Origin of the sequence: Aeromonas sp. R7-2 (assembly GCF_040908105.1) — a bacterium.
Lineage (GTDB): Bacteria > Pseudomonadota > Gammaproteobacteria > Enterobacterales > Aeromonadaceae > Aeromonas > Aeromonas caviae.
This window is the reverse complement of sequence record NZ_JBFODC010000024.1, coordinates 75,560-99,407: the sequence shown is the minus strand read 5'-3', so window position 1 is coordinate 99,407 and position 23,848 is coordinate 75,560. Positions and strand designations below refer to the sequence as shown.

General features: G+C 62.5%; 26 protein-coding genes. 17 read left to right on the top strand and 9 right to left on the bottom strand.

Annotated elements, in window-relative coordinates; translation table 11 throughout:
* Nucleotides 1-94: 94 nt before the first annotated feature.
* Entirely contained in the window at nucleotides 95-805 is a 711-nt protein-coding gene (locus tag AB5Y47_RS10070; protein WP_171864937.1) for a tRNA1(Val) (adenine(37)-N6)-methyltransferase, read from the bottom strand.
* Nucleotides 806-932: 127 nt separating this feature from the next.
* Between AB5Y47_RS10070 and srmB the strand changes: the two genes are divergently transcribed.
* Nucleotides 933-2,153 carry an ATP-dependent RNA helicase SrmB gene (gene srmB, locus AB5Y47_RS10065; protein WP_171864936.1) on the top strand — a complete coding sequence of 407 codons (1,221 nt, stop codon included), beginning with the start codon at nucleotides 933-935 and terminating at the stop codon, nucleotides 2,151-2,153.
* 187 nt (nucleotides 2,154-2,340) lie between these two features.
* Here srmB and yaaA read toward each other — a convergent pair whose 3' ends face one another.
* From yaaA to tapT, 3 genes are read right to left on the bottom strand one after another with little or no spacing between them, the layout of a single operon-like run.
* Complete coding sequence (gene yaaA, locus AB5Y47_RS10060; RefSeq protein WP_069652225.1) at nucleotides 2,341-3,114, bottom strand: peroxide stress protein YaaA; 774 nt, start codon at nucleotides 3,112-3,114, stop codon at nucleotides 2,341-2,343.
* A gap of 32 nt (nucleotides 3,115-3,146) precedes the next feature.
* On the bottom strand, nucleotides 3,147-4,256 hold the full coding sequence (locus AB5Y47_RS10055) for a PilT/PilU family type 4a pilus ATPase (protein WP_041214461.1): 1,110 nt from the start codon (nucleotides 4,254-4,256) through the stop codon (nucleotides 3,147-3,149).
* Between the two features lie 23 nt (nucleotides 4,257-4,279).
* Nucleotides 4,280-5,314, bottom strand: a complete 1,035-nt coding sequence (gene tapT, locus AB5Y47_RS10050) for a type IVa pilus ATPase TapT (protein WP_010673050.1) — start codon at nucleotides 5,312-5,314, stop codon at nucleotides 4,280-4,282.
* A gap of 39 nt (nucleotides 5,315-5,353) precedes the next feature.
* Here tapT and AB5Y47_RS10045 point away from each other — a divergent pair, with 39 nt between their 5' ends.
* From AB5Y47_RS10045 to AB5Y47_RS10025, 5 genes are all read left to right on the top strand, one after another.
* Entirely contained in the window at nucleotides 5,354-6,055 is a 702-nt protein-coding gene (locus AB5Y47_RS10045; protein WP_223953919.1) for a YggS family pyridoxal phosphate-dependent enzyme, read from the top strand.
* Nucleotides 6,056-6,180: 125 nt separating this feature from the next.
* On the top strand, nucleotides 6,181-7,005 hold the full coding sequence (proC, locus tag AB5Y47_RS10040; protein WP_368220199.1) for a pyrroline-5-carboxylate reductase: 825 nt from the start codon (nucleotides 6,181-6,183) through the stop codon (nucleotides 7,003-7,005).
* 23 nt (nucleotides 7,006-7,028) lie between these two features.
* A complete protein-coding gene (locus tag AB5Y47_RS10035) occupies nucleotides 7,029-7,580 on the top strand; it encodes a YggT family protein (protein WP_010673053.1) in 552 nt (183 codons plus the stop codon).
* Nucleotides 7,580-7,879, top strand: a complete 300-nt coding sequence (gene yggU / locus AB5Y47_RS10030) for a DUF167 family protein YggU (protein WP_010673054.1) — start codon at nucleotides 7,580-7,582, stop codon at nucleotides 7,877-7,879. The genes AB5Y47_RS10035 and yggU overlap by 1 nt, the downstream gene beginning before the upstream one ends.
* Nucleotides 7,880-7,897: 18 nt before the next feature.
* Nucleotides 7,898-8,317, top strand: coding sequence for a DUF4426 domain-containing protein (locus AB5Y47_RS10025; protein WP_049636470.1), 420 nt, complete (start codon nucleotides 7,898-7,900; stop codon nucleotides 8,315-8,317).
* Between the two features lie 75 nt (nucleotides 8,318-8,392).
* Here AB5Y47_RS10025 and AB5Y47_RS10020 read toward each other — a convergent pair whose 3' ends face one another.
* From AB5Y47_RS10020 to AB5Y47_RS10010, 3 genes are all read right to left on the bottom strand, one after another.
* Nucleotides 8,393-9,223, bottom strand: coding sequence for a lysostaphin resistance A-like protein (locus tag AB5Y47_RS10020; RefSeq protein WP_368220198.1), 831 nt, complete (start codon nucleotides 9,221-9,223; stop codon nucleotides 8,393-8,395).
* Between the two features lie 171 nt (nucleotides 9,224-9,394).
* Nucleotides 9,395-9,685: a hypothetical protein gene (locus AB5Y47_RS10015; protein ID WP_039039963.1), complete on the bottom strand. Its 291-nt coding sequence runs from the start codon at nucleotides 9,683-9,685 to the stop codon at nucleotides 9,395-9,397.
* A gap of 49 nt (nucleotides 9,686-9,734) precedes the next feature.
* On the bottom strand, nucleotides 9,735-10,109 hold the full coding sequence (locus tag AB5Y47_RS10010) for a YacL family protein (protein WP_039039964.1): 375 nt from the start codon (nucleotides 10,107-10,109) through the stop codon (nucleotides 9,735-9,737).
* Between the two features lie 206 nt (nucleotides 10,110-10,315).
* On the opposite strand from AB5Y47_RS10010, the gene AB5Y47_RS10005 reads away from it, so the two are divergent.
* From AB5Y47_RS10005 to AB5Y47_RS09975, 7 genes are all read left to right on the top strand, one after another.
* Nucleotides 10,316-11,431, top strand: a complete 1,116-nt coding sequence (locus AB5Y47_RS10005; protein ID WP_039039965.1) for a sugar diacid recognition domain-containing protein — start codon at nucleotides 10,316-10,318, stop codon at nucleotides 11,429-11,431.
* Nucleotides 11,432-11,550: 119 nt separating this feature from the next.
* A complete protein-coding gene (locus tag AB5Y47_RS10000) occupies nucleotides 11,551-12,813 on the top strand; it encodes a GntP family permease (RefSeq protein ID WP_368220197.1) in 1,263 nt (420 codons plus the stop codon).
* 9 nt (nucleotides 12,814-12,822) lie between these two features.
* Nucleotides 12,823-13,956: a glycerate kinase gene (locus tag AB5Y47_RS09995; protein ID WP_368220196.1), complete on the top strand. Its 1,134-nt coding sequence runs from the start codon at nucleotides 12,823-12,825 to the stop codon at nucleotides 13,954-13,956.
* A gap of 261 nt (nucleotides 13,957-14,217) precedes the next feature.
* Nucleotides 14,218-14,781: an NnrU family protein gene (locus AB5Y47_RS09990; protein ID WP_244812359.1), complete on the top strand. Its 564-nt coding sequence runs from the start codon at nucleotides 14,218-14,220 to the stop codon at nucleotides 14,779-14,781.
* A gap of 59 nt (nucleotides 14,782-14,840) precedes the next feature.
* Entirely contained in the window at nucleotides 14,841-15,377 is a 537-nt protein-coding gene (locus AB5Y47_RS09985; RefSeq protein WP_010673063.1) for a glutathione peroxidase, read from the top strand.
* An 82-nt stretch (nucleotides 15,378-15,459) separates the two neighbouring features.
* Complete coding sequence (locus AB5Y47_RS09980; protein WP_039039969.1) at nucleotides 15,460-16,395, top strand: LysR family transcriptional regulator; 936 nt, start codon at nucleotides 15,460-15,462, stop codon at nucleotides 16,393-16,395.
* Nucleotides 16,396-16,577: 182 nt separating this feature from the next.
* Nucleotides 16,578-17,774 (top strand): NupC/NupG family nucleoside CNT transporter, encoded by a 1,197-nt coding sequence (locus AB5Y47_RS09975; RefSeq protein WP_041214468.1) that lies wholly within the window; start codon nucleotides 16,578-16,580, stop codon nucleotides 17,772-17,774.
* 606 nt (nucleotides 17,775-18,380) lie between these two features.
* Here AB5Y47_RS09975 and AB5Y47_RS09970 read toward each other — a convergent pair.
* Nucleotides 18,381-18,875 carry a methylated-DNA--[protein]-cysteine S-methyltransferase gene (locus AB5Y47_RS09970; protein ID WP_223953916.1) on the bottom strand — a complete coding sequence of 165 codons (495 nt, stop codon included), beginning with the start codon at nucleotides 18,873-18,875 and terminating at the stop codon, nucleotides 18,381-18,383.
* Between the two features lie 26 nt (nucleotides 18,876-18,901).
* Nucleotides 18,902-19,318 carry an alternative ribosome rescue aminoacyl-tRNA hydrolase ArfB gene (arfB, locus tag AB5Y47_RS09965; RefSeq protein ID WP_010673067.1) on the bottom strand — a complete coding sequence of 139 codons (417 nt, stop codon included), beginning with the start codon at nucleotides 19,316-19,318 and terminating at the stop codon, nucleotides 18,902-18,904.
* A 201-nt stretch (nucleotides 19,319-19,519) separates the two neighbouring features.
* On the opposite strand from arfB, the gene glnK reads away from it, so the two are divergent.
* The 4 genes from glnK to AB5Y47_RS09945 all read left to right on the top strand — a co-directional run bounded on the left by glnK (nucleotide 19,520) and on the right by AB5Y47_RS09945 (nucleotide 23,834).
* Nucleotides 19,520-19,858 (top strand): P-II family nitrogen regulator, encoded by a 339-nt coding sequence (gene glnK / locus AB5Y47_RS09960; RefSeq protein ID WP_005332325.1) that lies wholly within the window; start codon nucleotides 19,520-19,522, stop codon nucleotides 19,856-19,858.
* A 228-nt stretch (nucleotides 19,859-20,086) separates the two neighbouring features.
* On the top strand, nucleotides 20,087-21,094 hold the full coding sequence (locus AB5Y47_RS09955; RefSeq protein ID WP_039039971.1) for a Fe(3+) ABC transporter substrate-binding protein: 1,008 nt from the start codon (nucleotides 20,087-20,089) through the stop codon (nucleotides 21,092-21,094).
* Nucleotides 21,095-21,133: 39 nt separating this feature from the next.
* Complete coding sequence (locus AB5Y47_RS09950) at nucleotides 21,134-22,759, top strand: ABC transporter permease (protein ID WP_368220195.1); 1,626 nt, start codon at nucleotides 21,134-21,136, stop codon at nucleotides 22,757-22,759.
* Nucleotides 22,760-22,799: 40 nt separating this feature from the next.
* Complete coding sequence (locus tag AB5Y47_RS09945; protein ID WP_049636466.1) at nucleotides 22,800-23,834, top strand: ABC transporter ATP-binding protein; 1,035 nt, start codon at nucleotides 22,800-22,802, stop codon at nucleotides 23,832-23,834.
* The last annotated feature ends 14 nt before the right edge of the window (nucleotides 23,835-23,848 follow it).

Here is a 23,848-nt window from a genome sequence, read left to right as displayed (position 1 = left end):
TTTTTTCATCGCGACCAGTGGTTTGAACTGGTCTTGAGCGGGCGCTCATTTAGCAGTCAGCATAATGATGTGAAAAAATAGTTCAAGGCAAAATTTACATCTTCAAATAGAAGGGGCTGGTTAGTTGGATATATCTGTCGGAATAGCCTCCCGTGGCAGAATGGATCACAATTTCACCCCTCTCACACTTGTTTAATCCTCTGCCAAGCAGCAATAAAACACGATTTGCCTCTTTCCCCTCTCTGGTAGTAACAGCCAGATAACAACGCTCATACAGATCATAACTCGACGAAATGCATAAAATTTCATCCGCCATCGCCGTGGGCAGCACCAGGGCCAGTTGCCCGGTACGGCTCAGCAGGCGATCGCTGGCGGCCAGCAATCCCCTGGGGTCGAGCCCCCCGGTATGTCGCGCCAGAGCCCTGGCTGGATCGCGAAGTGTCTGGCCTGCCGGGAAATAGGGCGGGTTGGAGACGATGAGATCGTAAGGGGGGGCGAGGTGATCCTGAATGGCGCTCTCTATGATGGTGACCCGCTCACGCCAGGGGGAGGCCGTCACATTCTCCTGGGCCTGCATGGCTGCATCCTTATCCAGCTCCACCCCGTCTATGTGGCAGTCGTTCGTGCTGCGCTGGGCCAGCATCAGGGCGATGAGGCCGCTGCCGGTGCCGATGTCCAGCACCCGGCGGGCGCTGTCGACCGGCGCCCAGGCTCCCAGCAGAATGCCGTCCGTACCGACCTTCATGGCGCAGCGGTCGTGATCGATGTGAAATTGCTTGAACGTGAAACCGTTGTTGCGCCCCATTCGGCCCTCCTCCTGTGCCTGCCCGCGGAAAATGGCCGGCGATTATAGCGGCTAAGCCACAGTCACCATAGGAGCCGGCGGCATAATCGCCTATAATCTGCCGCTTCCTTAATGACCGAGTATTGCCATGAGCCAGTCCTTTGATGATTTCGACCTGAATCCAGCCCTCAGTCGGGCCTTGGCCGAGATGGGATTCACCCGCCCCACCACCATCCAGCAGATGGTGCTGGAGCCAGCCCTGGACGGCCGCGATATTCTGGCTTCTGCGCCGACCGGAACCGGCAAGACCGCCGCCTTCCTGCTGCCCGCGATGCAGCACCTGCTGGACTTCCCGCGTCGCAAGCCGGGTCCGTGCCGCATGCTGATCCTGACTCCGACCCGCGAGCTCGCGCTGCAGGTGAGTGCTCACGCCAAGGCCCTGGCGGTGCACACCCATCTCAGCATCGAGACCATCATCGGTGGTGTCAGCCATGAAGAGCAGCTGCCTGCCCTGACCAAGACCACCGACATCGTGGTGGCCACCCCGGGCCGTCTGCTCGAGTACATCGAGAAAGAGGAGTTCGAGAGCCACGACATCGAGGTGCTGGTGCTGGATGAAGCGGACCGGATGCTGGACATGGGCTTCATCAAGGACGTGGACCGCATCGTGGAAGAGGCGCGCTACCGCAAGCACACCATGCTCTTCTCCGCCACCCTGGAAGGGGCCGGCCTCGAGAAGTTTGCGAGCGAGATCCTCAAAGACCCGGTTGAGCTGCACGCCGAGCCGCCCCGCAGCGAGCGCCGCCCCATCACCCAGTGGATCCACCTGGCCGATGATGCCGCCCACAAGCTGGCTCTGCTGGTGCACATCCTGAAAAACCCGGAAACCCAGAAGGCCATCATCTTCGTCAAGACCCGTGAGCGACTGGCGGAGCTTTCCGGCCAGTTGCAGGCGGCAGGCGTGCCCTGCGCCTGGATCCGTGGCGAGATGGAGCAGGCCAAGCGCATCGAGTCTATCCGCAAGTTCCACGAAGGGGAGGTGCCCTTCCTCATCGCCACCGACGTGGCCGCCCGCGGCATCGACCTGCCGAACGTCAGCCATGTCATCAACTACGACATGCCCTACGGCGCGGATGTCTATGTGCACCGCATCGGTCGTACCGGTCGTGCCGGCAACCGTGGCTGCGCCATCAGCCTGGTGGAAGCTCACGACATGGCCATGGTCGCCAAGATCGAACGCTACACCGAGGAGCGCCTCAAGCGCCGGGTGATCGATGAGCTGCGCCCCAGACACAAGGAAGCGCGGGTGCCGGTGAAGAAGAAAAAGCCGAAGGATGCCAAGAAGTCGGCAAAGAAGAAAAAGAAGTAATGCCCCCGAGCACAGTTGAAACGGCCATCCCAGGATGGCCGTTTTGCTGTCTGCTGCCTGGGGAGTGGCCTGAGAGAGGCGCAGAAAAAAGCCGACGCAAGGACGTCGGCCAACAAAAAGTGCTTACAACAGAGGATTCACAGAGTCAGACCCGAGGATCTCCGACTTGGTTCCCTTGAATGTGTAATTAATTTTCAGCGCGCTTGAACATCAGGGTATTGGCGTCGGACTCTTCCGGTACAAAGTAGTAGCCGTCGGCATTGAAACCGGTCAGCTGTTCCACCCGGGTGAGCCGATGCTTGATGATATGGCGTGCCATCATGCCGCGGGCCTTCTTGGCGTAGAAGCTGATGATCTTGAACTGGCCGTTCTTCTCGTCCTTGAAGACCGGGGTGATGATGCGCCCCTGCAGGGCTTTCGGGCGCACCGACTTGAAATACTCGTCGGAGGCGAGGTTGATCAGTACGTCGTCCCTCTGGGCTGCCAGCGCCTTGTTCAGGTGCTCAGTGATGATGTCGCCCCAGAACTGGTAGAGGTCCTTGCCGCGCTGGTTGTCGAGGCGGATCCCCATCTCCAGGCGGTAGGGCATCATGAGGTCAAGCGGCCGCAGCACGCCATAAAGGCCGGAGAGCATGCGCAGGTGGGCCTGGGCGAAGTCGAGGTCGGCCTCGCTGAAATCTTCTACGGCCAGACCGGTGTAGACGTCCCCCTTGAAGGCCAGCAGCGCCTGGCGGGCGTTGGCCGGCGTGAAGTCAGGCTGCCACTCGGCAAAGCGGGCGGCGTTGAGGCCGGCGAGCTTGTCGCTGATCTTCATCAGGCTGGCGATCTGGTCCGGGCTCAGTTGACGAGCCCGGGTGATCAGTGCTGCGGAGTGGTCCAGCAGTTCGGGTTGGGTGAAACGGGAGGTCACCAGGGGTGACTCGTAATCCAGCGTCTTGGCCGGGGAAACCACAATCAGCATAACTGTCCTTTACTAGCGGTGACGCACACCCCTCATTCATCCAGGGTCACGTTGTCGAGAGTGCCTGCGCCCAGCTGCTCGCGACCCGACAGCTTGATGAGCAGTCGCAGGTCGTTGGCGGAGTCGGCATGGGCAAGGGCCTCACTGTAGCCAATTTGGCCGGCGCAGAACAGGCCGAACAGTGCCTGATCGAATGTCTGCATGCCGAGCTCGCCGGATTTGGTCATCACCTCCTTGAGTCTGTGCATCTCTCCCTTGCGGATGATGTCGGTGACGAGCGGGGTGTTGAGCAGGATCTCGAAGGCGGCGACCCGGCGCTGCCCGTGAGCGGAGGGGAGCAGCTGCTGGGCGACGATGGCGCGCAGGTTGAAGGAGAGATCGAACAGGAACTGGCGGTGCTTCTCCTGGGGGACCAGATGCAGGATGCGATCCAGCGCCTGGTTGGCATTGTTGGCGTGCAAGGTGGCGAGGCAGAGGTGCCCCGTCTCGGCGAACTGGATGGCGAATTCCATGGTCTCCTGGGAGCGGATTTCACCGATGAGGATGACATCCGGGGCCTGGCGCAGGGAGTTTTTGAGGGCGACATCGAAGGATGCGGTGTCGATCCCCACCTCCCGCTGGGTCACCAGACAGCGATCGTGCTGATGGACGAACTCCACCGGATCCTCCACCGTCAGGATGTGGCCGTCACCGTGCTGGTTGCGAAAGCCGATCATGGCCGCCTGGGTGGTGGACTTGCCGGCGCCAGTGGCGCCGACGAAGAGCACCAGCCCGCGTTTGGCCATGGCGACCTCCTGCAGGATGGGAGGCAGCACCAGCTCGTCAAAGGTGGGGATGCGGGTCTCGATGCGGCGCAGCACCATGCCCGGCATATCCTGTTGCCAGAAGGCGCTGACCCGAAAGCGCCCCAGCGAGCCCCGCTGGATGGCGTAGTTGGCCTCGCGGGTGTGCAGGAAGCGCTCGAAGTGGGTCTCGTCCAGGCTCTCCCTGATCAACGCCAGCGCCGTCGTCTTGTCGAGGGGAGCCGGCCCGAGTGACACCAGACGCCCGTTGACCTTGAGGGTCGGGGGGGCATCGACCGTGATGAAGAGATCCGAGCCCTTTTGTTCAACCAGTGCGGCGAGCAGAACATCCATGTTCATGGCGACTCCTTGGGTGTGCGAGCTTAAATGGTATTGGGATCGACCGCCTTGGCCTTGGCATCGAGGGAGGCGACGACCCCCCGGTTGACCAGCTGCTTGAGGCTCTGGTCCATGGTCTGCATGCCGTGGGTCATCCCGGTCTGGATGACGGAATAGAGCTGGGCCACCTTGTCTTCCCGGATGAGGTTTCGCACCGCCGGGATCCCCAGCATGATCTCGTGGGCCGCCACCCGGCCGCCACCGATACGCTTGAGCAGGGTCTGGGAGATGACCGCTCGCAGGGATTCGGAGAGCATGGATCGCACCATGTCCTTCTCCGAGCCGGGGAAGACGTCGATGATGCGGTCGATGGTCTTGGCAGCCGAGGAGGTGTGCAGGGTGCCAAACACCAGGTGACCGGTTTCGGCGGCGGTCATGGCGAGGCGGATGGTTTCGAGGTCCCGCATTTCACCTACCAGGATGATATCCGGGTCTTCCCGCAGGGCCGAGCGCAGGGCGTTGCTGAAGCTCTTGGTGTCGCGGTGTACTTCCCGCTGGTTCACCAGGCAGCGCTTGTTCTCGTGCACGAATTCGATGGGATCCTCGATGGTGAGGATGTGGTGGTGGAAGTTGTCATTGATGTAATCGACCATGGCGGCCAGGGTGGTGGATTTGCCCGAGCCGGTGGGTCCAGTCACCAGCACCAGGCCGCGAGGGTACTCCGCTATCTTGCGAAATATCTCCGGCGCCCCCAGATCGTCCAGGGTCAGAACGGTGCTCGGGATGGTACGAAACACGGCGCCCGAGCCGCGCGCCTGCTGGAAGGCATTGACCCGAAAGCGTGCCATGCCGGGTACTTCGAAGGAGAAGTCCACCTCGAAGTTCTCCTCCAGCTCCTTGCGCTGGTGGTCATTCATGATGTCGTAAATGAGAGCATGGACTTCCCGGTGATCCAGGGCGGGCAAATTGATCTTGCGAACCTCCCCATCAACCCTGATCATCGGGGGGACCCCGGCCGAGAGGTGTAGATCCGAGGCCTTATGCTTTACACTGAATGCCAATAACTCTGTGATATCCATAGATTTGTTATTCTCCCATCACAAGATTACGAACGAAATATGAGCCAGATTGCCCAGCACCTGCTTCAGGTAAAGGAACGTATTGTAGAGGCTGCACGGCGTGTTGGCCGCAGCCCAGATCACATCCAGTTGCTTGCTGTCAGCAAAACCAAGCCGCTGGGGGACATTCAGGCTGCCTATGCCGCCGGTCAGCGGCGCTTTGGCGAATCCTACGCCCAGGAGGCCGCGCTCAAGATTGATGCCTTGCGCGAGCAGAACGCCTGTACAGACATAGAGTGGCACTTTATCGGCCCGCTGCAATCGAACAAGTCCAAGCTGGTGGCGGAGCGGTTCGACTGGGTTCAAAGTGTCGATCGCGACAAGCTCATCGAACGCCTCAACAATCAGAGACCGGGTGGGCTCGCGCCGCTAAATATCTGTCTGCAAATCAATATTAGCGGAGAGAGCAGCAAATCCGGTACGTCGGCGCAAGAGATTTTCCGCCTGGCCTCTCTGGTGGCCCAGAGCGAGCGGCTGCGGTTGCGCGGCCTGATGGCCATCCCCGAGCATACCAGCGACGAGGGGGTGCTCGCGGCCCAGATGGCGCGCATGCAGGCTCTGTTCACCGAGCTTGCGCAACAATACCCGAGCGTCGACACCCTTTCGATGGGGATGACCGAGGATCTCGAGCCGGCCATTGCCCATGGCAGTACCATGGTGCGGGTCGGGACCGCCATCTTCGGGGCCCGCGACTATTCATGAGCAAGAGCCGGGGCGAGAAACACCCCCGGTCGTGCTTTTTTTTCAGGTAAACAGGCGCGTGTGATGCTGTCAGCCCGCACAGGCTGGGTCGGCATCCGCTGCGATGTCAGTAACAGGAGTGTTTGATGCAGCAGAGAACCCTCGCCTTCATCGGGGCAGGCAACATGAGCCGCAGTATCATTGCCGGCCTCATCCAGGCGGGTTACCCGGCAGAGCGTATCATCGCCGCCAATCCCAGTCGCCCCAAGCTGGACGAACTGGCCAGCCAGTTCGGCATCCGTATCACCCAGGACAACGCCGAGGTGGCCCGGGAGGCCGAGGTGATCGTGCTGGCGGTCAAGCCCCAGCTGATGGCGGGCATGCTGAGCGCGCTGGTGGCCGAGCTTGGCTCGCTGGATGGCAAGTTGCTCATCTCCATCGCTGCCGGCATTCGCGTCGCACGCTTGCAGGAGATGGCTGGCGGTCACGATCGCATCATTCGCACCATGCCCAACACCCCCTCCTTGCTGGGGCTGGGGATGACCGGGCTCTATGCACCGCCCGCCATCGGGCAGGCCGATAGGGCGGTGGCCGAACAGATGATGCAATCCGTGGGCAAGACCCTCTGGGTGGATGAGGAGGCCGGCATCAACGGCGTCATTGCGGCGGCGGGCAGTGCCCCGGCCTACTTCTTCCTGTTCATGCAGGCGATTGCCGAGGAGGCCGAGGCCATGGGCTTTACGCCGGAGCAGGCTCGCCTGCTGGTGCAGCAAACCGCCCTGGGGGCGGCCGCCATGGTGGAGCAGAATCCCGAGCTGTCGCTGCAGACCCTGCGCGAGCAGGTGACCAGCAAGGGCGGGACCACGGCCGAGGCCGTCAAGACATTCCAGGAGCAGGGGCTGATGCCGCTGACCGCAAGAGCCATGCAGGCGGCCGTTACCCGGGCCGGCGAAATGGAAACCCTTTTCTGAATCCCTTTTAGCAAGGAGCCCGGATGAACACGGCTTACTTTTTGATTAACACTGTCTTTGATCTCTACCTCATGGTGGTGCTGCTGCGGGTCTGGCTGCAGTGGGCGCGGGCCGACTTCTACAACCCCATGAGCCAGATGGTGGTCAAGCTGACCAACCCGCTGGTGGTGCCCCTGCGCCGCGTCATCCCGGGTTTTGGCGGGCTGGATATGGCCTCTGTGCTGCTGGCGCTGCTGATCGCCTTTGGCAAGTTGGTCCTGCTCAAGAGCATGAATGTGCTGCAGGCGGACTGGCTCACTCTCTGTCTGTTTGCGACGCTCACCGTGCTGAAGAAGGCGGGTTCCATGATCTTCTGGATCCTGCTTATCCGCGCCATCCTGAGCTGGGTAAGCCAGGGTCGCAACCCCATTGAATACGTGATGCACCAGCTCACTGAACCCTTCCTGGCCCCCATTCGCCGCATCCTGCCTGCACTGGGCGGGCTGGATCTCTCCGTGCTGGTCGCCTTCATCGCGCTGCAGGCCATCAACTACCTGATGGGGGATCTGTTCGGCCAGTTGTGGTGGATGATCTGATGCCCGCCGTCCTGCTGGAAGGGGACGAGCTGGTGTTGCATCTGATGATCCAGCCCAAGGCGAGCCGGGATCAGATCATCGGATTGCACGGTGACGAGTTGAAAGTGGCCATCACGGCACCGCCGGTGGATGGTCAGGCCAACAGTCACCTGATCAAGTACCTGGCCAAGCAGTGCAAGGTGGCCAAGGGGCAGGTTCGCATCCTGCGGGGGGAGCTGGGTCGGCACAAGACGGTCGCCATCGACGCGCCAAAGCAGATCCCCGCCGAGATTGCCGCTCTGCTCGATAATCAGGGTTGATACGAGAGGGATGACATCATGAAAACAGCCTGGATGAGTTGCCTGCTGGCACTCCTGATGACGCTGCCGCTGCGGGCTGAGCAGATGCAGGAGCTGGGCCCCTGGAAAGTGCACTACAGCGCGTTCAACTCCAGCTTCCTCACCCCCGAGGTAGCCAGGACCTATGGCCTGGAGCGCAGCCGCTATAACGGCATCGTCAATATCGCGGTGCAGAACAAGCAGGGGGTGGCACAGGCGGTGGGGATCAGCGGCGAAGCCCGCAATCTGACCGGCACCCTTCGCCCCCTGAATTTTCAGGAGGTGAAAGAGGGGAATGCCATCTATTACCTGGCAGTGCTGCCCTATCGCAATGAGGACACCTACCAGTTCACCCTGAAAATAATGGGGGAGGGGCAGCAGCAGACGCTGACCTTCCAGCAGACCTTCTACGTCGACTAGATTGCAGGGTGAATGCAGATGCCCTGCCCCCACGGGGGCGGGGCATTTTTTTGCCCGGTGAACCTGTGCTCGACGTCAGTGGCTGGCCAGGGGATAGGTAAACAGGGCCAGGTGGGCGAAGTTGAACAGGAAGTGGAGCAGGATGGCGACACTGAGGCGCCCGCTCAGCTGGAACGCCAGGCCATAGCAGGCCCCCGCCAGCGCGGCGAACAACACCAGCAACGGGCCACCGGCAAGATGGGCTGCGCCGAACAGCAGGCTGGCGACCAGGAGACCTGCCCAGGGCGTGCTTCGGCTTGCCACCCCTTGCTGGATGCATCCCCGGAACAGCGCTTCTTCTGCCACACAGGTGAACAGCAGGTTGTTGAACGCGAACAGCCACCACCAGTGTGGCAGTCCCGCTTCGGGTTTGAGGGCGCCCAGTTGCCAGGCGGTGATGAGCAGGGCCGCGAGCGGCAGGATGAGCAGGGCCAGCGGCCGCCAGCGCATCGTTCCACCCGAGCCGAGCAGGCCGGGGATGGCCAGCAGCAGGGCGAAGAAAATGAGCGGCTTGTCCAGATTGAGGTAGAGGGTGAAGGGCACGCTGGCCGGGCCCGCCTGTACCTTGTCGAGCACCCTGAGATTGTCAAAGCCGGGCACCAGATGCAGCGTCAGGGCGAGGGACCACAGCAGTACCAGCGTCAGTACGACGCCGCGCCAGGGTGGGGGTAGGGTGGGGGTACGCCAGGCCAGCAGCAGACCGGCGAGGCTGACAAGAGCGGCGAGGGGCGCGAGTCGCTCAAGCCAGAGGGCGGTAAGCAGGGCAAGTCCCAACAGGAGCATGCCGGGCCTGGTCCGGCGGGCGAGGCAGCAGAGTACGGCCAGCCCCAGGACGAGCCAGATGAGGATATCGGGGAGTGGTAACATCGAGTCTCCTTGTATGAATGAAGGGCGCACCTTAACGATCCCCATGGTCTGGTTCAAGGAAAAGGGGGTGGCCGAGACTGGCCGGCAGAAGACGCGCAATGAAAAGCCGGAGCTGGGCTCCGGCTTGGACGGCGGCAAGATGCCACCGAGAGAGGCGATGGCCTTCCTGTATCAGCGACCGGACTCGGCGATGACCCGGGCGATGATGTCGGCGCGTTTGCTGGCTTCCAGCTCGCCCAGGGCGATGAGACCGGCCTTGAAGATGACGTTCTTCGGCAGACTGACGTCATCCAGGGTGGTGATGGCCTCGACGTGCATGCCGTTCAGGCGGCTGGCATCGCGCGGGCTCAGGTTGACCTGGGTGTTCAGCACCTGCTTGCCCTTCTTCTTGGGTTGGGCGGGTTTCTTCGGTTGATCCAGCTCGTCTTCCGGCAGTTCGTCATCAAAATCGTAAATAGACATAGTCAATCCTGTTGGGTTGCAAGGGGCATGCTCGCCCGAATGGGGGTAATCAGCCCATATCCTCGTTGCGGATAAAGGCGCGCCAGGAGCCGAGTACCTGGGCAAAATCTTCCAGCCCGCACATGGCCAGCTGTTCATCATCGTAGTAGGCGAGATCGTCGAGATCCTCGTCCTGCTCGATATTGAGGACATTGGCCTTCACCTCGGCTTCCTCGTGGGTCAGCAGCAGGGAGTAGTCGCCCCCCAGCAGCCGGTATTCGGTGCGGGCCCGGCTGGAGAGCTGGTCGATGATGGCGAACAGCTCGTCGAGCTTCTCCTCGTCCTTGCCCACCTCGTCGATCAACCACTGGCCGATGGCTTCATGGCCCATGGAGAACCGGGCGCGATAGCCACCGAACGGGTCGCGGCGAAATTCATAATCCATAGCGGAGTCCATATCGGAGGGTGAAACCACCACGGCGCAAAGCGGCATGATGCCGGATCCTTGATCCATGGTGGGGCACTGATAGCGTAAAGTGGCCTATTCTAGCGATCCCCCCCGCGCTTGTCTTGATGATGTGGGATCTTTAACGGGTGATCCCGGTGATGGCGCACGCCGGGGACCCTGTCAACGAATGGTATGGAGAGGCAATGCAGCTCAACGACGCGCTCGCGCATCAGATAGTCAGCCGGGCGATGAAGATCCTCTCGTTCTCGGTCAACGTCATGGATGAACGGGGACTCATCATTGCGTCCGGCAATCCGGAGCGGCTGCACCAGCGCCACGAGGGGGCCGTGCTGGCCCTGACCGAGAACCGGGTGGTGGAGATAAGCGAGGCCACCGCCCGGGAGCTCAAGGGGGTGAGGCCCGGCATCAACCTGCCCATCGCCTATCAGGGGGAGCTGCTCGGTGTCATCGGCATCTCTGGGGATCCGGACATCGTGCGTGCTTACGCCGAGCTGGTGCGCATGACCGCCGAGCTCATCCTGGAACAGGCGGCGCTCACCGAGCAGTTGCAGTGGGACAAGCGCCACAAGGAGGAGCTGGTGTTGCAGCTCATTCGCGGCGAAGGGCGGGCCGATCAATTGCAACAGGTGGCCCGCTTCCTCGAGCTGGATCTCGCCCAGCCCCGGGTGGTGGCCGTGCTGGCGCTGGAGGAGGCCGAGCCCGCCCAGGTGAGGGAGCTGGTTCACCTGCTGGAAAACCCGGAGCGGGACAACCTGGTGGCCATCAACGGCCTGGACGAGATAGTGGTGCTCAAACCCGCCCAGCTCAGCGACGGCGTCTGGCAGTCGGCGCAGGAGCGCAGCCGGATCCGGCAGCTGCTCTCCCGTATTCCCCATTTCAAGGTTCGCATCGGGGTGGGTGATTACTTCGCCGGCATCCCCGGGCTGGCGCTCTCCTACCAGACGGCGCGAGACACCTTGCGCCGTGGCATGCGCCAGTCGCCCCGCAAGCAGGTCTATTTCTTCGAGGATTACCGGCTTTCAGTGCTGCTCGGCACCCTGGCGGACTCCTGGCAGGCGGATCAGCTACGGGCTCCGCTGCAAAAGCTGGCGCAGGAGGACACAAAGGGAACGCTGCAAAAGACGCTGCGCCAATATTTCTTGCAGGATTGTGATCTGCATCCCTGTGCCGAAGCCCTGTTCATTCACCCCAACACCCTGCGTTATCGACTGACCCGGATAGAGCAGATAACCGGCTTGAATTTCAACAAGTTAGATGACAAGTTTCTGCTCTATCTCGGGCTCAGTCTCGATAGCTGATTTGTCTTTTCCAACAAAAATACAAGGCCGGTAAATGCTTTTTTTGGTTTTATGGCCAAAGCATTCCAGGCGGGGATCCCCATAATGGCGCCACTCATTACAACAACAAGGTGCCCGTCATGATCCCAGTCTCCGCGCTCGGCGCACTCGCCGCGCTTTCCATCGCCATCTTCCTCATCCTGAAGAAGGTGCCGCCCGCTTACGGCATGATTGTCGGTGCCCTGGCCGGTGGCCTGATCGGTGGCGCCGACCTGACCCAGACCGTCGCCCTGATGATCGGCGGCGCCCAGGGGATCACCACGGCGGTGATGCGGATCCTGGCGGCGGGTGTGCTGGCCGGGGTGCTCATCGAATCGGGCGCCGCCACCACCATCGCCGAGACCATCGTCAAGAAACTCGGCGAAACCCGCGCCCTGCTGGCCCTGGCGCTGGCCACCCTGATCCTGACCGCGGTCGGCGTCTTCGTGGACGTGGCCGTCATCACGGTCGCCCCCATTGCGCTGGCCATCGCCCGCCGTGCCGATCTCTCCAAGGCGGCCATCCTGCTGGCGATGATAGGCGGTGGCAAGGCGGGCAACGTCATGTCTCCCAACCCCAACGCCATCGCGGCAGCCGATGCCTTCCACCTGCCTCTCACCTCGGTGATGGCGGCGGGCATCATTCCCGGCCTGTTCGGTCTGGTGATGGCCTACTGGCTCGCCAAGCGCCTCAACAACCGGGGCAGCAAGGTGGCCGCCGACGAGGTGGTGAGCGTTGACGGTGCCAAGTTGCCCGGCTTTGCCGCCGCCATCAGTGCGCCCCTGGTCGCCATCCTGCTGCTGGCCCTGCGTCCCATCGCCGGCATCGTGGTGGACCCGCTCATTGCGCTGCCCCTCGGCGGCCTGGTGGGGGCTATGATGATGGGCAAGTTCACCAAGGTGAACCAGTTTGCCGTCTCGGGCCTGGCCCGCATGGCGCCGGTGGCCATCATGCTGCTGGGGACGGGTACCCTGGCGGGCATCATCGCCAACTCCGGCCTGAAAGATGTGCTCATCAGCGGCCTGACCGCTTCCGGTCTGCCCTCCTATCTGCTGGCCCCCATCTCCGGTGCCCTGATGTCGCTGGCGACCGCCTCGACCACGGCCGGGACTGTGGTGGCCTCCAACGTGTTCAGCGCCACTCTGATTGAACTGGGGATCAGCAGCCTGGCAGGGGCCGCCATGATCCACGCCGGCGCCACCGTGTTTGACCACATGCCCCACGGCTCCTTCTTCCATGCCACCGGCGGCAGCGTCCACATGGGCGTCGGCGAGCGGCTCAAGCTCATCCCCTACGAAACCGCGGTCGGTCTGACCATCGCCGTTGTCTCCACCCTGATGTTTGGCGTGTTTGGCCTCGCCTAAGGAACTGATATGAAAATTGTGATCGCCCCCGATTCATTCAAGGAGAGCCTGAGCGCCATGGCGGTGGCCGATGCCATCGAGGCCGGTTTCAAGCAGGTGCTGCCGGATGCCGCCTACGTCAAGCTGCCCATGGCCGATGGCGGCGAGGGGACGGTGCAGTCTCTGGTGGATGCCACCGGTGGTCGCATCCTGCCGGTCGAGGTGACCGCCCCCCTCGGCAACAGGGTGCAGGGCTTCGTGGGCCTGCTGGGGGATGGCAAACGGGCCGTGATCGAGATGGCGGCGGCCTCCGGCCTCCATCTGGTTGCGCCCGAGCTGCGCAATCCGCGGCTTACCTCGAGCGTCGGCACCGGCGAGCTGATCCTGGCCGCGCTGGAGATGGGGGTGAACCACCTCATCCTCGGCATCGGCGGCAGCGCCACCAATGACGGCGGCGCCGGCATGATCCAGGCCCTCGGCGGCAAGCTCCTGAAGGCGGATGGCAGCCCCATCGCATTGGGCGGCGCTGGTCTGGCCGAGCTTTCCACCATTGACCTGAGCGGGCTGGATCCCCGTCTGGCCGGGCTCACCATAGAGGTGGCCTGCGACGTGGACAATCCGCTGTGCGGCCCGAAAGGGGCGTCCGCCGTGTTCGGTCCACAGAAGGGGGCAACTCCCGAGATGGTGGCCGAGCTGGATGCCAATCTGGCCCGTTACGCGGACTGTATCGAGCAGGCGCTTGGCAAGCAGGTGAAGGAGATCCCGGGAACGGGGGCCGCAGGCGGCATGGGGGCAGCCCTGGTGGGGCTGCTCGGGGCCGAGCTCAAACCCGGCATCCGGATCGTCATCGAGGCGCTGAACCTGGCCGAGGCGGTGGCCGATGCGGATCTGGTCATCACCGGCGAGGGCCGCATCGACAGCCAGACCATCCATGGCAAGACGCCCATCGGGGTGGCTCGCTGCGCCAAGCAGTTCGGCAAGCCGGTGATCGGCATCGCCGGATGCCTCACCGATGACTGCGGCGTGGTGCATGAGCATGGGCTCGATGCGGTGTTCGCCGTGGTCAATCGGGCCATGTCCCTGCCGGAGGCGCTGGCCACCGCCACCACCAACCTGCAGCTCACGGCCCGCAACGTGGCGGCTCTCTACCTGCTGCGCAAATGACCCTCTCTCCTGGCCGATGCGGTGCATCGGCCTGACCCTGCCCCGTGCAGCAGAGTGAGCGGCCCGGCGTGGCACCTCTGACGCACTTGCCGATCCTTGGGTCGGCTTTTTTTATTATCCTGCTGTCTTTCATATGGTTTTTGTATTCTGAGAAGGGGCTTTGCGGCATAGTGATCTCCCGACAGTGAGGGAGCCACGAGAAACAAGGCCCGCCTGAGGGAGGGCTTCCCATTCCGGGGGGCAATATGCGAGGTGCGAGCCATGATCCTGCTGACCCTGGGGGTGGTGTTGTTCACCCTGACTCATCTTTACCCCTGTTTCGCGGCACAGCACCGCGCCCGTCTGCGGGAGCGGCTGGGGGAGAACCGCTACAAGGGGCTCTTCTCGCTGCTGGTGTTCGTCGCCATCGGTTGCATCCTCGCAGGCTGGCGCAGTGCCAGTCCCATGCCCCTCTATTTTCTGCCTGTCTGGGGGCCCACCCTGGTGATGGGGATCATGCCGATCGCCCTTGTCCTGCTGTGTGCGGGGCAGGGGGCGAACCATTTCCGTCGTTGGCTGGTGCACCCCCAGCTGCTCGGGGTGCTGCTCTGGTCGGGGGCCCATCTGGTGGTGAACAGCGAGGCGCGTTCTCTGGTGCTGTTTGGCGGGCTCGGTCTCTGGGCTCTCATCAGCATCGTCTGGATTTCGATGCGGGAGTGGGGTCGTCACCCCCGTGCCGCCGCCACCTGGCAGGGGACGGGGATCAGTCTGGGGGCGGGGCTGGCCCTCACGGCTCTGCTTATCTTCTGGGGACACGGCTGGCTGACCGGGATCCCCCTGCACTGATCCCTGAACCAGATTCCGGGGTCTTGCGTATGATGGACAAAATAATGGGAGTCACGTCGATGAAATGGTTCACCCTGCTGCTGATGCTCGGCTCGGGCGCGGTCTCTGCCGCCTGCCCCGATTACTTCAACGTGGAGATGCGGGAGCTCAACAGCACCCAGCGCCACAACCTCTGCCAGTTGACCGAGGGCAAGGTGGTGCTGGTGGTCAACACCGCCTCCTACTGCGGTTACAGCGGTCAGTTCCGGGATCTGGAAGCCCTCTATCAGGGCTACAAGGAGAAGGGACTGATGGTGTTGGGCTTCCCCTCCAACGATTTCTGGCAGGAGGCGGGCAACGAGAACAAAACCGCCGAGGTGTGCCGCCGGGACTACGGGGTGACCTTCCCCATGTTCAACCGGGTGGCGGTGCGGGGTTCGGATGCGGTGCCGCTGTTCAAGGGGCTGGCCGCGGCTGCCGACGGTGACGCGCCCAACTGGAACTTCCACAAGTACCTGGTCGGGCGGGACGGCAAGCTGATTGCGAGCTATGGCGCCAACCAGAATCCGTCGGATGATCCTCTCAAGCAGCAGATCATCGATGCCTTGGGGCACTGACCCTACCCCATGGCGGGCCGCTCTGGAATAATGCGGGCCCGCCATCCACTCCGGTGACACCGTGCTGCAACGTCTTCCCCAAATGGTGATCTTCGATGCCCTGGTTCGTGAACAGGGCATCTCGGCGGCTGCGCGCCGCCTCGGGGTCTCCAAATCCCACATCAGCAAGCAGCTCGCCCTGCTGGAAACCGCGCTCGGCGCCCAGCTGGTACAGCGCACTACCCGCCGTTTCGGGCTCACCGAACTGGGTCTGGAGTATGCCCGCCACTGCCGCGCTCTGGTGGCGGTGGCACTGGAAGCGGAATCCATGGTGGCGGAGCGCCGTGGCAAGGTGAGCGGCGTGCTCCATCTGGGGGTTGGTCAATCCTTCGGGCGGTTGCACGTGATCCCGCGCCTCAAGGCGTTTCAGGCACGTTATCCGGATCTGGAGCTGGAGGTGTCCCTGTTCGATCACCGCACCAATCTGGTGGATGAGGGGCTGGATCTCTGGATCACCACCTACGAGGACAAACCCGAGTCCCTGGTCGGGCAGCGACTGGCAGACATCGGCTTCGTGCTGGTGGCCTCGCCGGATTATCTGCTGAGTCACGGCACGCCACTGCACCCCAGGGATCTGGCCCATCACAATTGCATCACCTACCAGAGCCGGGAGCGGCGCTACCACGAGTGGTCATTTCGCCAGGGCAAGGAGCGCCAGACGGTGCAGGTGGCGGGCAACTATCGGGTGGATCTGGCGGAAGCGGTGCGGGACGCCGCCCTGGCCGGGCTCGGCATCGCCTATGTGGCCAACTACCTGCTGGACAAGGAGCTGCAATCTGGTCAGCTCATCCCTCTGCTGCCCCAGTGGCAACCGAACCAGAAGATGGCGGTGCACGCCGTCTATGCCAGGCGAGAGCATCTGGATCCCAAGATCCGCCTCTTCATCGACTTCCTCAAGGAGAGCTTCGGACCCGGGCCCTACTGGGCGCAGCGACTCGCACCCTGGCTCGGGGGGAAATTGTCCGGCACCGAGGAATAATCGTTTCCATACAAGAACACTGGTGTGAGTGCGGTTTCAAAGTTGTGTCAAATCAGTCAGTTGGCGCAACCGATATCGTGCAAACGTTTTTGCTAACAGGGTTGTAACCCGGCGGGGTTGCGGCGGTGAGGGGAGGGGGGCAGAATCCGCGCCCATCTTCAGCCTCACTGGATGGAATCCCCATGATTGCCCTGCTTGGTATCCTGAGCATCCTGGCCCTGGCCGCACTCTGCTCTGATAATCGTCGTCGTATCCCGTTGCGAACAGTGGGCTTTGCCCTCTGCCTGCAAGTGCTCTTCGCCGCCCTGGTGCTCTGGCTGCCCGCCGGTCAGCAGGTCTTGAACGGTGTCAGCGAGAGCGTCAGCAGCGTCATCGGCTACGGCCAGGAGGGGATTGCCTTCCTGTTCGGGGATCTGGCCAAGTTCAAGCTGGGCTTCATCTTCGCCTTCAACGTGCTGCCGGTGATCATCTTCTTCTCCGCGCTGATCGCCATCCTCTATCACATCGGCCTGATGCCCAAAGTGATCGCCCTGCTCGGCGGCGGCCTGCAGAAATTGCTGGGCACCGGCCGCGCCGAGAGCCTCTCTGCCACCGCCAACATCTTTGTCGGCATGGTGGAAGCGCCGCTGGTGGTCAAACCCTATCTCTCCAGGATGTCCGATTCCCAGTTCTTTGCGGTGATGAGCTGCGGACTGGCCTCGGTAGCTGGCGGCACCCTGGTGGGCTACGCCAGCATCGGGGTCGAGCTGAAATACCTGATTGCGGCGGCCTTCATGTCCGCCCCTGCCGGGCTTGCCATGGCCAAGATCCTGGTGCCGCCCGCCGCGCAAGAGGAAGATCACCACGAAGACGTGGAGATCCCCCGCGCCACCAACGTCATTGAAGCGGCCGCCGATGGTGCCATGGCGGGTCTCAACATCGCCGTCGCCGTGGGGGCGACCCTGCTGGCCTTCGTCGGCGTGATCGCCCTGCTCAACGGCCTGCTGGGCTGGGCCGGCGACCTGGTGGGGCTGGAGCTGAGCTTCCAGATCATCCTGGGCTGGCTGTTTGCCCCCGTTTCCTGGCTCATTGGCGTTCCCTGGGATCAGGCCCAGGCGGCTGGTGCCCTGATCGGCACCAAGATCGTCATCAACGAGTTCGTCGCCTTCATCGCCCTGGTGCAGGATCAGACCCTGAACGAGTCGAGCAAGGCCATCGTCACCTTCGCCCTGTGCGGTTTCGCCAATATCTCTTCCATGGCGATCCTCATCGGCGGCCTGGGGGCCATGGTGCCGGAGCGCAAGTCCTTCATCGCCCGCTACGGCATGCGTGCCATCCTGGCGGGGGTGCTGGCAAACCTGATGAGCGCCTCCCTGGCAGGCTTGTTCCTCGCCCTCTGATAGACCCTGGAAGTCAGCACCTTCCGGTCATTGCCCGCTTCGGCGGGCTTTTTTGCACCCGGTTGCAGGCAAAAAAAGCGCCTCTGGGGAGGCGCGGGGAAAAGACAGATTGGAAGCGTCACATGGGTGCCACCTGAATGAGGGATGAGCCGTCCCATCCAAGTGTGAAGCCATGATGCCTGATGCTCTCTGAAGCGCTTCTGAGGCGATTCTTCATACTGTGTTCATTTTCAAAATGCTGCTGCAATGTGATTTTTAAATGATTGATGCTGAAATAAAATAAATAATCAGTGATTTATTTTGCTTTACGGCTCAAAGGAAAGATGAATCGGGGCGGTGGGCATGCTCCTGCCATGGGGCGGATCCGGCGGCAGATTATCCCGGTGCAGGCTCAACACATCACGCAACCATACTGCCAGATGGCAAGCAACCAGCATGTGATGGAGATGCTGTCCGTCATGGGCAGTGCAACGCCGCCTGCGGTCTGCTGTTGGGACCAGCAACTCGTATGTGATGGAGATGCCGCTCGTCAGAGGATCCGCGCGAGTGGCCTGTGGTCTGTGGTGCCTGCACCCGCAACCCGCATTTGACAGGAGGCGCGCCCCTTCATAGGGTCAGCGCGAAGTGGTCTGCGGTCTCTTGCTCCAGTGCCAGCAACCAGCGCTTGATGGGGATACCTCCCCCGTAGCCGGTCAGTTCACCGCTGCGCCCTATGACCCTGTGGCAGGGCACTATGATGCTGAGGGGATTGCGGCCGTTGGCGGCGCCTACTGCCCGCACGGCCCTGGGGTTGCCGATGGCCTCTGCAATCTGGAGGTAGCTGACGGTCTCGCCGTAGGGAATGTCGCACAACGCCTGCCACACGGCCTGCTGGAATGGTGTGCCCGTGGCGGCCAGGGGGAGATCGAAGCGCCGCAGGCGGCCGGCAAAGTAGGCGGCAAATTGCTCGACAAAGGGGGCCAGGGCGACATCATCCCGCTGCCACTCCGGTTGCGGCAGGACGGGGCGCTCCCCTTGCATGAATTCCACGTGGCGCAGCCCGGCCCCATCGATGGCGATGAGCAGGGGCCCCTTGGCACATTCACAAAAGCTGTACTGCATTCTCTTGTCCTCGGGGTTGTGGCAGGTCACTCCAGCACGGGCTTGCCGCGGGTGGATTTGATCTCTCCCTTGCGTTTCTTGGCATCGACCCGCTTGCGTTGGGAGCTGCGGGTCGGCTTGGTGGCGTGGCGGGCCTTGGGGCGCCACGCGGCTTTTTTCAGCAGCTCGGTCAGGCGGCTCATGGCCTCCTTGCGATTCATGTCCTGGCTGCGATGGGTCTCGACCCTGATCTGGATGAAGCCGTCGTGAACCCGGCTGTCGCTGAGCCGCTCCAGTCCCTCCTTGTAGAGCGGCGGCAGGCTGGGGGAGTCGCGATAATCGAAGCGCAGCCAGACGGCGGAGTCGGTCTTGTTGACGTGCTGGCCGCCATTGCCCTGGGCCCGCATGGTCTGGAATTGCAGTTCATGCCAGGGGATGATCACGCTGTTGGAGATGACTAACATGGGGTGATGCTCTCATTTGGTGCATCAAGGGAGTCTGGTGCAGCTTGGTGCCTCATTATGGGGCGAGATGCGCTTCCTTGGTGATCCTGAGCCTTTCTGGCTCAGAGTGTCATGTCTATCTATATGAAAATAAACGATAAAAATACTTGGCACAAGAATTGATGACCCATTCGTGACATACCATGGATTGGGAGCAACCAGATGAAGCTGATTACTGCGATTATCAAACCTTTCAAGTTGGACGACGTGCGCGAGGCCATCGCCAACCTGGGGGTGGAAGGCCTGACCGTCTCCGAAGTGAAGGGTTTTGGTCGCCAGAAGGGGCACACCGAATTATACCGGGGGGCCGAGTACCAGGTCGACTTTCTGCCGAAGGTGAAGCTGGAGATCGCCACCGCAGACGAGAACGTCGAAGGGGTGATCGAGGCCATCTGCAAGGCTGCCTATACCGGCAAAATCGGTGACGGCAAGATTTTCGTCTATGACCTGCTGCAAGCGGTGCGTATTCGTACTGGTGAGAGCGACGACGAGGCGCTCTGAGTACGCTCCTTTGCCCGGCCGGGTCGGGCAAAGGTCCGGGCAGGTTCTGCCGACAGTGTGAAGGGGTGGTCGTCGAAAGACCGGATGGGATTCCATCCGGTCTTTTTGTTTGGCCGCTGATTAAATAGATCGTTCCAACCCAGCAAACCGCCTTGATCCTCTCCTCCCGATTCATGCAGAATGCAAACGAAAATGGTTATCACTCTTTACGCAGACAAGGAACGGATGATGAAAATGAAGATGTTGGCACTGGCTTTCTCCACGCTTGTCGCCCAGTCGGCGTTCGCCGCCCAGGAGGTAAACGTCTATTCGAACCGTCAGGATGAGCTGATCAAGCCCATCATCCAGCAGTTCGAGAAGGAGACCGGGATCAAGGTCAATGTGGTGTTTGCCAAAGAGGGGCTGAACGAGCGTCTGGAACGGGAAGGCAAGCTCTCTCCGGCCGATCTGATGCTGACCGTGGACATCAGCCGTCTGACCGAGCTGGTGGACAAGGACCTGGTGCAGCCGGTGGACAGCAAGACGCTGCAGGAGAACATCCCCTCCATCTATCGCGATCCGGACAACCGCTGGTTCGCCCTGACCACCCGGGTGCGTGCCATCTACTCCAGCAAGGAGCGTCTTGGCAAGCTCGACACCATTCGCTACGAAGATCTGGTCAAGCCTGAATTCAAAGGAAAAATTTGTACCCGTAGCGGCAAGCACGAGTACAATGTGGCGCTGGTTTCGTCCATGATTGCCCATCACGGCATGGCGGACACCAAGACCTGGCTGGAAGGGGTCAAGGCCAACCTGGCGCGCAAGCCCCAGGGCAACGACCGTGATCAGGTCAAGGCGATCAAGGACGGCATCTGTGATGTCTCCCTGGGCAACAGCTACTACCTGGGTGCCATGTTGAAGGACCCGGCGCAGAAGTCCTGGGCCGACGCGGTGGAAATCAACTTCCCGAACCAGGGTGATCGCGGTGCCCACGTCAACGTGAGCGGCGTGGCCATGACCAAGTATGCCAAGAACAAGGACGCAGCACAGAAGCTGATGGAGTTCCTCTCCGGGGATACCGCCCAGCACATGTATGCGGATGTGAATGCCGAGTACCCGGTCAAGGCGGGGGTCGAGCCTTCTGCCATGGTCAAGTCCTGGGGCACGTTCAAGTCTGACCCCATGCCGGTCAGCGATTATGCCAAGCACCGCAAGGACGCCTTGCAACTGCTGGATGAAGTGAAATTCGACTTGTAATCAGATGGGGCCAACGGCCCCATCAACTTCTGTGGACTCATGAAACATTTTGGATGGATTGCCGGCAGCTGGGCCACCGCCCTGCTGCTGGGTTTGCCGGTACTCGCCCTGGTCTTCTCCGCCTTCTCGGCTGATGGGGAACTGTTTGCCCACCTCGCCGATACCGTACTGCCCGACTATCTGCGAAACACGTCCGGTCTGGTGCTGGGGGTGGTCTGCCTCAGCCTGCTGTTCGGGGTGCCCACCGCCTGGCTGGTGGCCATGTGCGAGGTGCCGGGGCGCCGCGCCCTGCAATGGGCGCTGATGCTGCCCATGGCGATGCCTTCCTATATCGTTGCCTACGTCTATACCGACCTGCTCGACTACTCGGGCCCGCTGCAGGCGGGGCTGCGTGCCCTGTTTGGCTGGCAGGGACCGGCCGACTACTGGTTCCCGGCCATTCGCTCCCTCGGGGGCGCCGCCTGGGTGCTGGCGCTGGTGCTCTTCCCCTATGTCTATCTGCTGGCACGGGCCTCCTTCCTGGAGCAGTCGGTCAGCCTCATTCACTCCAGCCGTCTGCTCGGCTGCACCCCCTGGCAGAGCTTTCGCCGCCTGAGCCTCCCCCTGGCCCGCCCGGCCATCATGGTGGGGGCATCTCTGGTCGCGATGGAAACTCTGGCGGACTTTGCCACCGTCCACTTCTTTGCCATCAACACCCTGACCACCGCCATCTACGACACCTGGCTCGGCTACGGCAGCCTGGCGACCGCCGCCAAGCTCTCCTGTCTGATGCTGCTGGCGGTGGTGCTGCTCATCGCGCTGGAACGCCGCTCCCGCCAGCGCCAGCAGGTGTTCCAGAAGTCCATGGGCTTCGAGCAGCCCCTGCGTTACCCACTCAGGGGCCTGAGGGGCGTGCTGGCCGGGCTCTGGTGCTGGGGCCTGGTGCTGGCGGGGTTCGCCCTGCCGTTCGTCATCCTGTTCGATTACGGGGTGCGTTACTTCGCGCTGTCGTGGACGCCCGAATTCGTGCGCTTTGCGGGCAACAGCCTCGCCATCTCGGCCCTGACCGCCCTGCTGGCCATGGCCATTGCCCTGCTGCTCGGCTTCTTCCGTCGCCTCGATGGGGGGACTCGCAGCCTGCTGCCCCTGCGCCTCGCCGCCATGGGCTATGCCATGCCGGGGACCGTGCTGGCCATCGGCGTGCTGGTGCCGCTCACGGCCCTTGATTTTGGCATCAACGATCTGGCCGAGTGGCTCGGGATGCCGGGCCCCGGTCTGCTCCTGACCGGCACCCTCGCCGCCATCGTGTTCGGCTATCTGGTGCGCTTCGTGGCCATCGCCATCGGGTCGGTGGAGAGCAGCATGAGCAAGATCTCCCCCAGCCTCGACATGGCGGCCCGCTCTCTGGGGCAGGGGGCGGGCGGCATGCTGCGTCGCATTCACCTGCCGCTGGTACGGCGCGGCCTCTTTGCCGGCGCCATGCTGGTGTTCATCGAATCCATGAAGGAGCTGCCCGCCGCCCTGCTGCTGCGGCCGTTCAACTTCGAAACCCTGGCGACCCACGTCTATCAGTTCGTCTCGGACGAGATGCTGGAGCGGGGGGCGCTCGGTGCCATCGTCATCGTGCTGGTGGGGCTGATTCCCCTGCTGTGGATCAACCGTACCCTGGATGGTCCAGGCCATTGAGCGGCCCCGTCCGGCATCACTACGCGAGAGGAAAAGAACCTTGTCCTGCCTGAATATCGAGAAGGTCAGCTGTCACTACAATGGCCGCCCCGTGCTGGAGCAGCTCTCCCTGCAGGTGGCCGACAACGAGATAGTCTGTCTGCTGGGGGCCAGCGGCTGTGGCAAGACCACGCTGCTCAAGGCGGTGGCCGGTCTGCTGCCCCTGGCCCAGGGGGAGATCCGGCTGGGAGAGACCCTGCTCGATGCTCCCGGCGTGAGTGTGCCGCCGGAGGCCCGCCATATCGGCATGATCTTCCAGGATTACGCTCTCTTTCCTCACCTGACGGTGGCCGAGAACGTCGGCTTCGGCCTGACCGGGCAGGATCGCGGCAGCCGCCAGCAGCAGGTGGAAGAGGCGCTGGCGCTGGTCAATCTGCAGGGGTTGGGGGAGCGCTATCCCCATCAGCTCTCCGGCGGCCAGCAGCAGCGGGTGGCCATCGCCCGCGCCCTGGTGTGCAAGCCGCGCCTGATGCTGCTGGACGAGCCCTTCTCCAACATCGACACCCAGGTGCGGATGAAGCTGATCCTCGAGATCCGCGCCCTGCTCAAACAGCAGGGCATTGGTGCCATCTTCGTCAGCCACAGCAAGGAAGAGGCCTTCGCCTTCGCCGATCGGCTGGCCCTGTTTCGCGCCGGTCGCATCGAGCAAGTGGGGGAGCCGGAGCAGCTCTATCGCCGACCCGGGAACCGCTTCGTGGCGGAGTTTCTCGGCGGGGTCAATTATCTGGCGGCCGAGGTGGTGGACAGCCACTGCGTGCAGACCCTCCTTGGGACCATCTGCGGTCAGGAGCCCCATGGCCGCGCGGTGGGGGCGCGGTTGCAGCTCATGCTCAGACCCCAGCAACTGGCGCTGACGGCGGCGGATGACGGTGAGCTCCGGGTGCGTGAGCAACAGTTCCTGGGCCATCACTGCCGGGTACTGGTGGAGTGTGGCGGCCAGCAACTGGAAGCCAGCATCGGTGAGCCTCTGGAAGGGGAGCGCGCGCGGGTGACCGTGGCGCCTCATGCCCTGGTGTTGTTTGACCCCTTGCCCTGAGTGCGTGGTATTGT

Excerpts from the sequence above, each read along its gene's own strand:
- AB5Y47_RS09990 (WP_244812359.1), top strand. The coding sequence starts at position 14,218 with ATGATCCTGCTGACCCTGGGGGTGGTGTTGTTCACCCTGACTCATCTT.
- AB5Y47_RS10070 (WP_171864937.1), bottom strand. The coding sequence starts at position 805 with ATGGGGCGCAACAACGGTTTCACGTTCAAGCAATTTCACATCGATCAC.
- AB5Y47_RS10015 (WP_039039963.1), bottom strand. The coding sequence starts at position 9,685 with ATGTCTATTTACGATTTTGATGACGAACTGCCGGAAGACGAGCTGGAT.
- AB5Y47_RS09950 (WP_368220195.1), top strand. The coding sequence starts at position 21,134 with ATGAAACATTTTGGATGGATTGCCGGCAGCTGGGCCACCGCCCTGCTG.
- AB5Y47_RS09995 (WP_368220196.1), top strand. The coding sequence starts at position 12,823 with ATGAAAATTGTGATCGCCCCCGATTCATTCAAGGAGAGCCTGAGCGCC.
- AB5Y47_RS10005 (WP_039039965.1), top strand. The coding sequence starts at position 10,316 with ATGCAGCTCAACGACGCGCTCGCGCATCAGATAGTCAGCCGGGCGATG.
- AB5Y47_RS09980 (WP_039039969.1), top strand. The coding sequence starts at position 15,460 with ATGGTGATCTTCGATGCCCTGGTTCGTGAACAGGGCATCTCGGCGGCT.
- srmB (WP_171864936.1), top strand. The coding sequence starts at position 933 with ATGAGCCAGTCCTTTGATGATTTCGACCTGAATCCAGCCCTCAGTCGG.
- AB5Y47_RS10055 (WP_041214461.1), bottom strand. The coding sequence starts at position 4,256 with ATGAACATGGATGTTCTGCTCGCCGCACTGGTTGAACAAAAGGGCTCG.
- glnK (WP_005332325.1), top strand. The coding sequence starts at position 19,520 with ATGAAGCTGATTACTGCGATTATCAAACCTTTCAAGTTGGACGACGTG.
- AB5Y47_RS10000 (WP_368220197.1), top strand. The coding sequence starts at position 11,551 with ATGATCCCAGTCTCCGCGCTCGGCGCACTCGCCGCGCTTTCCATCGCC.
- yaaA (WP_069652225.1), bottom strand. The coding sequence starts at position 3,114 with ATGCTGATTGTGGTTTCCCCGGCCAAGACGCTGGATTACGAGTCACCC.
- AB5Y47_RS10035 (WP_010673053.1), top strand. The coding sequence starts at position 7,029 with ATGAACACGGCTTACTTTTTGATTAACACTGTCTTTGATCTCTACCTC.
- AB5Y47_RS10020 (WP_368220198.1), bottom strand. The coding sequence starts at position 9,223 with ATGTTACCACTCCCCGATATCCTCATCTGGCTCGTCCTGGGGCTGGCC.
- AB5Y47_RS10025 (WP_049636470.1), top strand. The coding sequence starts at position 7,898 with ATGAAAACAGCCTGGATGAGTTGCCTGCTGGCACTCCTGATGACGCTG.
- yggU (WP_010673054.1), top strand. The coding sequence starts at position 7,580 with ATGCCCGCCGTCCTGCTGGAAGGGGACGAGCTGGTGTTGCATCTGATG.
- AB5Y47_RS10010 (WP_039039964.1), bottom strand. The coding sequence starts at position 10,109 with ATGGATTATGAATTTCGCCGCGACCCGTTCGGTGGCTATCGCGCCCGG.
- AB5Y47_RS09955 (WP_039039971.1), top strand. The coding sequence starts at position 20,087 with ATGAAAATGAAGATGTTGGCACTGGCTTTCTCCACGCTTGTCGCCCAG.
- arfB (WP_010673067.1), bottom strand. The coding sequence starts at position 19,318 with ATGTTAGTCATCTCCAACAGCGTGATCATCCCCTGGCATGAACTGCAA.
- AB5Y47_RS09970 (WP_223953916.1), bottom strand. The coding sequence starts at position 18,875 with ATGCAGTACAGCTTTTGTGAATGTGCCAAGGGGCCCCTGCTCATCGCC.
- tapT (WP_010673050.1), bottom strand. The coding sequence starts at position 5,314 with ATGGATATCACAGAGTTATTGGCATTCAGTGTAAAGCATAAGGCCTCG.
- AB5Y47_RS09985 (WP_010673063.1), top strand. The coding sequence starts at position 14,841 with ATGAAATGGTTCACCCTGCTGCTGATGCTCGGCTCGGGCGCGGTCTCT.
- proC (WP_368220199.1), top strand. The coding sequence starts at position 6,181 with ATGCAGCAGAGAACCCTCGCCTTCATCGGGGCAGGCAACATGAGCCGC.
- AB5Y47_RS09975 (WP_041214468.1), top strand. The coding sequence starts at position 16,578 with ATGATTGCCCTGCTTGGTATCCTGAGCATCCTGGCCCTGGCCGCACTC.
- AB5Y47_RS10045 (WP_223953919.1), top strand. The coding sequence starts at position 5,354 with ATGAGCCAGATTGCCCAGCACCTGCTTCAGGTAAAGGAACGTATTGTA.